A 10,509-nucleotide genomic window follows, 5' to 3' on the forward strand; every position below is an offset into this window, starting at 1 on the left:
TAAAAACATACAAATATTAGATAATTTAATTTATAAAATTTTGTCTTAGTGAATATTTTTGTTAAAAATATGCTATTCTAAAGGAAAGTTAGGTTCTCTTATTTAGGATAATTAAACTATTTAAATCGCTTACTATTCTAAATAATGAGAACCTAATTATACATATAAAGCATATTCGGAGGCTAAGGGAATGAAAAAGAACAAATTATTTGCTGTATTAACAACAAGTGCTTTGTTACTCGCTGCGTGCAGTAATGGTGATAATTCATCTAGTAGCGGGCAAAAAGGGGACAGCCAGAAGAACGAACAAACTAACAGTCAAAGTGAAAAATTAAAACAGAATAATGACAAAAACAAGAATGAGAATAAAGTCGATTACCCTAAAGATGGCGTTAAAGGAATTTATGTCACAAGCAATTCGACACAAGGCGATAAAATCGATGAGTTAATCAAATTTATTAAAGATTCCAATTTAAATACTATGGTCATCGATGTTAAAGATGATGAAGGTAACATAACAATGAATCTTAACACTGGCAACAAGCAAGTGGATAAGAACACATTAGATATTGTAGATGGTAAGAAATTGTTGAAAAAATTGCATGATAACAATATTTATCCAATTGCTCGTATCGTTACATTTAAGGATACTAAATTAGCTGAAGAACATCCGGAGTGGTCATTTAAAGAAAGTGATGGCTCAGTTTGGACAAATGGTAAAGGTGATAGCTTCGTTAACCCATTTATGAAAGAAGTTTGGGACTACGACATTGATGTAGCCAAAGCGGCAGCTAAAGCCGGTTTCCAAGATATTCAATTTGACTACGTGCGTTTCCCAGAAGGCTTTGAAAATGAAGCAGACAGTCTAACTTATAGTAAAGGTGACTATAAAAATAGCAAGTTAAGTTCTGGCGATCAACGTGTGGATACCATTACGAAATTCTTAGAACACGCTAATAAAGAGTTGAAACCAATGGGTGTTAACGTATCGGCAGACGTATTTGGCTATTCTGCATTAGTTAAAAATGCACCTGGTATTGGTCAAAGTTTCCCTAAAATATCTGAAAATGTAGACGCAATTTCATCAATGATTTATCCATCACATTGGAGCAATGGTGACTTTGGTTTACAAGCGCCAGATACAGAACCATATAAAACAGTGAATCGATATATTCAAAAAGAAAATAACTTATTAGATTCACTTGGTAAGAACAAACCAATTTCTCGTCCATGGATTCAAGATTTCACAGCATCATATTTAGGTGATGGTAATTATATTGATTATGATGCGAAAGCAGTATCTGAACAAGTTCAGGCTTTAAAAGATAATGGTGTGAATGAGTTCTTACTATGGAATGCCGGCAACGAATACACTGAAGGTGCAAACTATAATCCTAAAAAAGGTAGCGCGAAAGAACGTGACCCAGAAGGTGTAGAGCAAGATACAAAACAGCAAGACAATAAAGACGACAATAAAACAGATACTAATGAAGAGAATGGGAACAGCAATCAATAATAAAAAAAGCGAGATGACTTTGAAGTCATCTCGTGCTTTTTCTATGAGATTTTTCTATGAGATTTTTTTATGAGATTGTTTAGCTATTAACGCACCGCCTAGTAATAAGAAAATGCTACCTAATAATTGAGTGGATTGTTCACTGTCTGAATGACCAGTTTCAGGTAATGAAGATTGATTATTTGTACTATGATGGTTTTCTTGCTTTTGATCTGATTGAGACGATGGTACTTCATTAGATTTAACGTTACCAACATAGTAAGTATTTAATTCACGTGCACAATCTACGGAATTGACTTTTGACGCTGCTTCTTGTCGGTCATCTAATTCAGCGGCATTCGCAATACCGTGTTCAACATATGTTTCTCCACTTTGAAGTCGATTGAAGTTACTGTATCTATCATTTTTATATTCGACTTGGCCATTTTTATAAACTTTATAGACACCTATACCAGCATTTGCCTTATTGTGGCTTTCAATTTTGAAATAGTCCCCTTTATCAATTGCTTTGCCAAAGTTTTGTAAATCTGGATTACCACCACTATTTGATAATGCTTCCGAAGCAATTTCTTGTGCATTGTCCTTCGTCACTACATCAGCTGCGAGTGCATGTTGTCCGTTAAACGCAGATAATATTACCGTACTTGTTAAAAGTGTTGACGCAAATAGAGAAACCTTCACCACAATGAAAACCCCATTTCATTATTTATCTTTTACAACGTTAGTGTAACACTCAGATTTAATTAAAATAGGGGATTAAAGTAAACCATATTGAAACTTTAAATTAGCTTAAAGAACGGCGTATTTGTAAAGTTAAATTTACAATAGTAATGTTTTAATGACTATAAGCGATTGTTTATATAACGTGCATGGTTATCAACTTACCATTTCTTTTTAGAAAAATAAGGAATCGACCATGCCATCAGTAAAGTGAATATCAAGTGTGCGATCATCCATAAGGCATACTCTACCCAATTAAATTGGAACAGTGAACGTTCAGCCAACGTAATAAGTAATGGGTATAAGATTAGAAAAATAATCATTAATAAGAGATAACTTAATTTGTATAAAGATTTGAATAACAGATAAATAATTAGAAACGTTATGTAAATACAAAATCCAATAATGATATGAATTAAAAGTTCTAAAATAAGTGGTGTCTTATTAGGATCTGCGATGAAATCAATGTTGATTAATAGCAAAGTAAGGTGTGTCGTATGCATCACCACATCCATGACAAACATGATAAGTAATAATAAAATACTAATGAACAATGCACTAAGTAAGTGATAGCTGTAACGTAACATAATCATCAACCCTTCGAATGTGTTTAACAAGCTATTCCCTACAGTAAAACAACTTACACATTTTAAAAATTTAGAATATTTAAAAAATGATATTGACCCAAGCTTGATCCAATGCTAATATAATATCAATTCAATAAAACTTGTTAACTCTTATCAAGAGTGGTGGAGGGATGTGCCCTGAGAAGCCCAGCAACCGTCGTGTAACGAAATGGTGCTAATTCACATAAAGTAGACAATACTTTAAGAGATAAGAGAAAGTGTATCGATACTTTCTCTTAAATAATAGAAAGTATTTTTTTATGTCTTCTAACTATTTAAGAGTTGAAGTGTAGTTGAATCATTTTAAAAAAGAGGTGTCGATATACATGAGAAAATGGTTAAGTATGATCAGTATTTTAGTTTTAATTATCGTGTTAGCAGGATGTGGCAAAGATAAAGAGGATGATAAGACAATCACAGTTGCTGCTTCACCTGCACCCCATGGAGATGTGTTGAAGAAAGCTAAAGAACAATTAAAGAAAAAAGGTTATGATCTAGAAGTTAAAGAGGTTAATGATTATAAGGTACCAAATAAATTATTAGATAAAGGCGATGTAGATGCTAACTTCTTCCAACACGTACCGTATCTAAATGCTGAGAAGAAAAGTCATGGTTATAAAATAGAAGAATTAGGTAAAGTATTTACAACGCCAATGGGTGTCTATAGTAAAAAATATAAACATTTGAAAGATATTCCTGAAGGATCAACGATCTATGTTTCAAATAACCCTGCAGAGGAAGGACGATTTTTATCTTTCTTTGTAGATGAAGGTCTGATTAAGTTGAAAAAAGGTGTCAAAATTGAAGACGCCAAGTTTGAAGATATTGCAGAAAACAAAAAGAATTTAAAATTTAATCATCAACAAGGTGCTGAGTTTTTACCTAAAACATATAAAAACGGTGAAGGTGCAGCAGTCATTATGAATTCCAACTATGCCATTGATAATGGTTTAAAACCGTCTAAAGATGCAATTGTAATGGAAGGTAAATCATCACCATTTGCCAACATTATCGCAGTTCAAGAAGGACATAAAAATGATAAGAAGTTCCAAGAATTATTAAAAGTCATGCAATCTAAAGAAATTAAAGACTATATTCAAAAAGAATATGGAGACGATGTCATTCCATACGAAAGTAAATAATCCTATAGCTTTATTGGCCCACAAAGCGATTGCTTTGTGGGTTCGCTTTTTTAATAAATATTTATCATCAAAAATACTAAAAACAGCAAATTATAATTATTTTTGATTATTCAGAAAATATTTACAAATCTGACAATTATTAGTAAGATATTGAATATTATCAATAAACCATTGTTTATTAAGATGGCCGGAGACTTTTCAAAGAGAGGGATGTAAAAGGGATGGTCGATTATGGGAGGATGAGTCAATATGAGTAAAGCAGAGGAATTAATACAAGAAGATGGGAAGTACTTTGCGGCATCAGGAAGAATTAAATATTACCCATTAGCCATTGATCATGGTTATGGTGCGACACTCGTAGATGTGGATGGTAAAGAATACATTGATTTATTAGCAAGCGCGAGCTCGCAAAATGTAGGGCATGCACCTAAACCGGTAATTGAAGCGATTCAGAAACAAGCTGAGAAATTGATTCATTATACACCTGCATATATGTATCATGAACCAGCAGTGAAATTATCTAAGAAACTATGTGATATTGCGCCAGGTGATTATGAAAAACGTGTGACGTTTGGATTGAGTGGATCTGACGCCAATGATGGCATTATTAAATTTGCGAGAGCGTATACTGGTAGACCGTATATCATTAGTTTTACGAATGCCTATCATGGTTCAACATTTGGGTCACTATCGATGTCAGCCATTAGCTTAAATATGCGCAAGCATTATGGTCCTTTATTAAATGGCTTTTATCATATTCCGTTTCCAGATAAGTATAGAGGTATGTATGAACAACCTAATCCTAATACAGTAGAAGCGTATCTTGCACCACTTAAAGAAATGTTCGCCAAATATGTGCCAGCAGAAGAAGTTGCATGTATTGTCGTAGAAACGATTCAAGGTGATGGTGGTTTGCTAGAGCCAGTAGAGGGTTACTTTGAGGCGTTAGAATCATTATGTCGTGAACATGGCATTTTAATTGCTGTAGATGATATCCAACAAGGTCTAGGCCGCACAGGTACATGGAGTTCAATTGATCACTTTAATTTCACACCGGATTTAATCACATTTGGCAAATCATTAGCTGGTGGGTTACCGATGTCTGCGATTGTTGGTCGCAAAGAAATCATTGAAACGCTTGAAGCACCGGCGCATCTATTTACCACTGGTGCCAATCCTGTAAGTTGTGAAGCGGCTTTAGCAACATTGAAAATGATTGAAGATGACGCATTACTAACTGCTAGCTTAGAAAAAGGCGCCTATGTACGCAATCGAATGGACAAATGGGTTGATAACTATCAATTTGTCGGAGATGTACGTGGTAAAGGTTTATCTATTGGCGTTGATATAGTGTCAGATAAACAAATGAAAACGAGAGCCTCAGAAGAAGCGCTAAAGATATGTAATTATTGCTTTGATCATGGTCTTGTACTGATTGCAGTAGCTGGCAATGTGCTTCGTTTCCAGCCACCATTAGTCATTACGTACGAACAATTAGACTATGCGTTAGATACGATAGAAGATGCGTTACAAGCATTACAAGATGGACAACTTGATACTTATAATATAGATGGTCAAGGATGGTAATATATCAAGAAAAGGTAGCGAGACAATGGCATCATTGTCTCGCTACCTTTTCAATTTATTTGATGATATTAATCTTTCGGTACGATGTACTCTTTTTCTTCATTTTTCTTAGAATGTCGAACACCATAACTTAAATAGATGATGATACCAACGACAAACCAAATTAAAGTATATAGTTTAGCATCGAAGCTTAATCCCCAGAATACAAGTAATACTAAAATGAATGTAATAATTGGTAGTACTGGGAAGAACGGTACTTTAAATGACGGTACGGGTAAATCTTTACCTTCACGTTTTCTTAGTCGATACATTGCAAGAGATACAAACATGAATGCAACTAATGTTCCGGCAGAAATAAGTTGTGCTAAGAATGCGAATGGGAACATTGAACCAATTAATACACCAATAATAGTAAGTATTAAAAGTGCTCTGTTTGGTAAGTGCTTATGGTTTAATTTAGATAACCATGATGGTAATAAACCATCACGACCGAATGAATAAAGTAAACGTGATCCTGCTAACATCATACCAATTAAAGCGGTGAACATACCTATTACTGAAATTGCTTGAATGACAGCCGCGATAATGCCATGACCACTTTGACGTAGTGCCCAACCTACAGGCTCTGCATTGCCAGCATATTTAGAGTAATGGAACATACCTACTAATACTAATGCTACACCTACGAATAATACAAGTGCTACAGCTAATGAACCAAGAATACCACGTGGCATTGTTCTTTGCGGATTGATTGCTTCTGCAGAGTTAGCTGCAATAGAGTCAAAGCCGATATAAGCTAAAAATATCATTGAAACCCCAGCATAAATACCTTGCCAACCACCGAAATCACCATTTTCAGTGACTTTATGTTCTGGGATAAATGGTACATAATTGGATGCTTGAATGGCTGTTAAACCTACGATAATGAATAATACAATTGCTAATACTTTTAAGATAACTAAGATGTTCTCAATACGTGCAGTCTCAGTCATACCACGTGATAAAATAATTGCAGTAATAATGATAACTACAGCCGCGATAATGTCTATGACGCCACCATCAGCGCCAAACGGATTGGATAAAGCTTTAGGCAATACAATACCTAAAGGGGAGATAAGTCCTCTTAAATTTGCTGAGAATCCGGATGCTACAAAGGCAACGGCAATAAAGTACTCAGCTAAAAGTGCCCAACCTGCTACCCAACCTGAAAATTCGCCAAATAAAACGTTAATCCAAGAATACGCAGAACCAGCGAAAGGCATAGTTGATGCCATTTCAGCATATGAGAAGGCAACTAAACCTGCTACAATTGCTGCTAATAAGAATGATAATGCAACGGCAGGACCTGCATGTTCAGCTGCAACAACACCAGGTAATGTGAATATTGCAGTTGATACAATTGTACCAACACCTAATGCAAGAAAATCTCGAACACGTAATGTACGTTTCAAGTGCCCATCTTTATTTTGATAGATTGTGGGATCTTCTTTTCGAGTTAAATTTTTGAAAAAACTGGCCATAATCATGAACCTCCACTTACTTAATAAAATGAGTTATAAGATTAGCTTGTTAGCTCTAGAATATTTATTATCTTAGCATAAAACTTTATATTTTTGTCTAAAATTTCTGAAAATTTTAAGTTTTCTTACTTTTTATAAAATGACAGAGTATAACAAGGAAATTTTAAATGATAGATTTGATTATAACAGATTAAAAAGAAATAAAAACAACTAAAAAGGGTAAAATTATACTTATAATATAAAAAGTGGTCTTTTGGCTGAGAATAATATGCTAAAAACTTAGAATAAGTCAAGTAATTAGACCTTTTTTTAGCTATTTTTTACTAAAAAATTAAACTTTGTTGACCTATTCCATTATGGAATAGGTTCTATCGGAAATATGTATTTTATTAATAGTTACGCACATACTATAATGAGTCATGTAATAAAGTTACATCATATTCAAATGCTTCTATTATGTGTAATAAATCCATCCCCTTATATTGTATCAACGCTTAAGTGTTGAACTTTATGATTTGTTACACCTCTTGACATAAATAGAAGACTCCCATCTCGCATTTGAATATGCATCCCTAACTGAGATTACTAGCAACAATGAAATAATGAAGTAACTTTAAATATAAAGAAGCCACAACTCATGTAACTAAGTCTTTCCCTCTTTTTCCCTTAAAAATAGGCATGTATGTGGCTTCTTTTTAATATTAAAAAATAATTGGACTTTGAAAGGATATGAATTTAGATGACTAAAGAAAACTACTCTGCTGCAGATATGGTCATTGATACTTTAAAAAATAATAATGTGGATTATGTATTTGGTATTCCAGGAGCAAAAATCGATTATCTCTTTAACGCACTTGAAGATGATGGTCCAGAACTTATTGTGACACGCCATGAACAAAATGCTGCTATGATGGCGCAAGGAATCGGACGTTTAACTGGTAAACCAGGTGTGGCATTAGTTACAAGTGGCCCAGGCGTGAGTAACTTAACAACTGGATTATTAACTGCTACATCAGAAGGAGATCCAGTGTTGGCTATCGGTGGCCAAGTTAAACGTAATGACTTATTACGTATGACACATCAAGCAGTAGATAATGCTTCTCTTTTAAGATCATCTACAAAATATAGCGCAGAAGTACAAGATCCTGAGTCTCTTTCTGAAGTAATGACAAACGCTATCCGTACAGCGACTTCAGGTAAAAATGGTGCAAGTTTTATCAGTATTCCGCAAGATGTTATCGAATCACCTGTAACATCTAAAGCAATTGATTTATGTGAACAACCACAATTAGGTGTTCCAAATTTAGAAGACATTCAAGATGTAATTAAAGCGATAAAACATGCTAAATTCCCAGTGTTGCTAGTAGGTATGAGAAGTTCAAGTGAGAAAGAAACAGAAGCCATTCGTCAATTAGTTGCGAAATCAAATTTACCAGTTGTTGAAACATTCCAAGGTGCAGGTGTGCTTAACCGTGAGTTAGAAAATCACTTCTTCGGACGTGTAGGATTATTCCGTAACCAAGTGGGTGACGAATTATTAAGAAAAGCTGATTTAGTCGTTACAATAGGGTATGATCCAATTGAATATGAAGCAAGTAACTGGAACAAAGAACTTGAAACAGAAATCATTGTTATTGATGAAGTACAAGCCGAAATTACAAACTTCTTACGTCCTAAAAAAGAATTAATTGGTAATATTGCAGGTACGATTCAATTATTATCTGAGAATGTGCATGAACCAATCATTAATCAAAGTCGTTTAGATGACTTAGAACGTTTAAGAGCAGATGTTATTGAAGCAACAGGTATTAAATACACTCATGAAGATGGTGTGATGCATCCATTAGAAATTATTGAAACAATGCAAAACACATTAACTGACGATACTACAGTTACTGTCGATGTGGGTAGTCATTATATTTGGATGGCACGTAAATTTAGAAGTTATAATCCAAGACACTTATTATTTAGTAATGGTATGCAAACACTTGGTGTTGCTTTACCTTGGGCAATTGCAGCTGCGTTAGTACGTCCAAATACACAAGTTGTGTCAGTAGCAGGAGATGGCGGTTTCTTATTCTCAGGTCAAGATTTAGAAACAGCCGTACGCAAAAAATTAAACATCATCCAATTAATTTGGAATGATGGTAAATATAATATGGTAGAATTCCAAGAAGAAATGAAATATAAACGTTCAGCTGGTGTTGAATTTGGACCAGTTGATTATGTGAAATATGCTGAATCATTTGGTGCTAAAGGGTTACGTGTTACTAGCCAAGCAGAATTAGAAGCAGCATTAAAAGAAGGCTATGAAACTGATGGCCCAGTATTAATTGATATTCCAGTTAATTATAAAGATAATATCAAGTTATCAACAAATGTATTACCAGATTCTTTAAATTAATTTTTAGATAAACAAACTTAGGAGTGAATATTCAATGAGTCACGTATTATATCAACATGGTACGTTAGGTACATTAATGGCAGGTCTATTAGAAGGAACTGCATCTATCAATGAACTATTAGAACATGGTGATTCAGGGCTAGCGACATTAACTGGTTCTAATGGTGAGGTTATCTTTTTAAATGGTGAAGCATTTCATGCCAATGAACATAAAGAATTTAAGAAATTGAATGGCGATGAAATGACACCATACGCAACGATTACACGTTTTGAAGCAGACCAATCTTATCAAACCTCAGATAAGGATTCTGAAAACGTATTAAATGAAGTTAAGGAACATATGTTAAGTGATAATCTATTTTCTGCAGTGAAAATAAGTGGCACATTTAAAAAAATGCATGTACGTATGATGCCTAAACAAGAGCCACCGTATACTAGATTGATTGATTCAGCACGTAGACAACCAGAGGAAACACGTGAAGATATTAAGGGAACAATCATTGGTTTCTTCACACCTGAGTTGTTCCATGGTATTGGGTCTGCTGGTTTTCATATTCATTTCGCTAATGATGATCGCAACTTTGGCGGCCATGTATTAGATTTTGAAGTGGATGATGTCACAGTGGAAATTCAAAACTTTGAAACATTTGAACAACACTTCCCAATCAATAATAAAACATTTACAGAAACAGAAATTGATTATGCGGATGTTGATGCAGAAATTAGAGAAACTGAGTAACTAATAATTATACCTAAAGAAGAAGAGGCTGGGACAAAAATAATATAATGAAGCTATTTTGCAAATTCGCAGTAGCTGACTGAACTGAGAAGACGCTTAAATCAAGCTTTTCTCAGTCCTAGTCATCCTTGCGGGCGGGGCCCCAACAAAGAGAATTTCACTAAGAAATTCTACAAGCAAAGCAAGTTGGGAGTCGGGGCCCCAACACAAAAAATCACGAAAGTGATTTTACAAGCAAAGCAAGCTGGGAGTCGG

General features: G+C 34.4%; 8 protein-coding genes and 1 riboswitch. Of the genes, 5 read left to right on the forward strand and 3 right to left on the reverse strand.

What is annotated here, in order from left to right:
• The first annotated feature begins 190 nt into the window (after positions 1-190).
• Positions 191-1,516 (forward strand): putative glycoside hydrolase, encoded by a 1,326-nt coding sequence (locus KA858_RS00980; RefSeq protein ID WP_210134775.1) that lies wholly within the window; start codon positions 191-193, stop codon positions 1,514-1,516.
• 54 nt (positions 1,517-1,570) lie between these two features.
• Here the strand turns inward: KA858_RS00980 and KA858_RS13020 are convergent, their stop codons facing one another.
• Positions 1,571-2,200 (reverse strand): cell surface protein, encoded by a 630-nt coding sequence (locus tag KA858_RS13020; protein ID WP_210134776.1) that lies wholly within the window; start codon positions 2,198-2,200, stop codon positions 1,571-1,573.
• A 197-nt stretch (positions 2,201-2,397) separates the two neighbouring features.
• Entirely contained in the window at positions 2,398-2,829 is a 432-nt protein-coding gene (locus tag KA858_RS00990) for a hypothetical protein (RefSeq protein WP_210134779.1), read from the reverse strand.
• A gap of 141 nt (positions 2,830-2,970) precedes the next feature.
• Positions 2,971-3,077, forward strand: a riboswitch (SAM riboswitch).
• A gap of 111 nt (positions 3,078-3,188) precedes the next feature.
• On the opposite strand from KA858_RS00990, the gene KA858_RS00995 reads away from it, so the two are divergent.
• Together KA858_RS00995 and KA858_RS01000 are read left to right on the forward strand one after the other, a co-directional pair.
• The gene (locus tag KA858_RS00995) at positions 3,189-4,004 is read left to right on the forward strand and encodes a MetQ/NlpA family ABC transporter substrate-binding protein (RefSeq protein ID WP_210134777.1); all 816 of its coding nucleotides are present in this window, start codon (positions 3,189-3,191) and stop codon (positions 4,002-4,004) included.
• A 249-nt stretch (positions 4,005-4,253) separates the two neighbouring features.
• The gene (locus KA858_RS01000; protein WP_053028896.1) at positions 4,254-5,591 is read left to right on the forward strand and encodes an aspartate aminotransferase family protein; all 1,338 of its coding nucleotides are present in this window, start codon (positions 4,254-4,256) and stop codon (positions 5,589-5,591) included.
• 68 nt (positions 5,592-5,659) lie between these two features.
• Here the strand turns inward: KA858_RS01000 and KA858_RS01005 are convergent, their stop codons facing one another.
• A complete protein-coding gene (locus KA858_RS01005; RefSeq protein WP_053028895.1) occupies positions 5,660-7,111 on the reverse strand; it encodes an APC family permease in 1,452 nt (483 codons plus the stop codon).
• Between the two features lie 739 nt (positions 7,112-7,850).
• On the opposite strand from KA858_RS01005, the gene alsS reads away from it, so the two are divergent.
• Entirely contained in the window at positions 7,851-9,515 is a 1,665-nt protein-coding gene (alsS, locus tag KA858_RS01010) for an acetolactate synthase AlsS (RefSeq protein ID WP_107629170.1), read from the forward strand.
• A 34-nt stretch (positions 9,516-9,549) separates the two neighbouring features.
• The gene (gene budA, locus KA858_RS01015) at positions 9,550-10,254 is read left to right on the forward strand and encodes an acetolactate decarboxylase (RefSeq protein ID WP_210134778.1); all 705 of its coding nucleotides are present in this window, start codon (positions 9,550-9,552) and stop codon (positions 10,252-10,254) included.
• Positions 10,255-10,509 lie beyond the last annotated feature (255 nt).

This window comes from Staphylococcus sp. GDX8P80P, assembly GCF_017893095.1.
GTDB classification, from domain to species: Bacteria; Bacillota; Bacilli; order Staphylococcales; family Staphylococcaceae; genus Staphylococcus; species Staphylococcus borealis.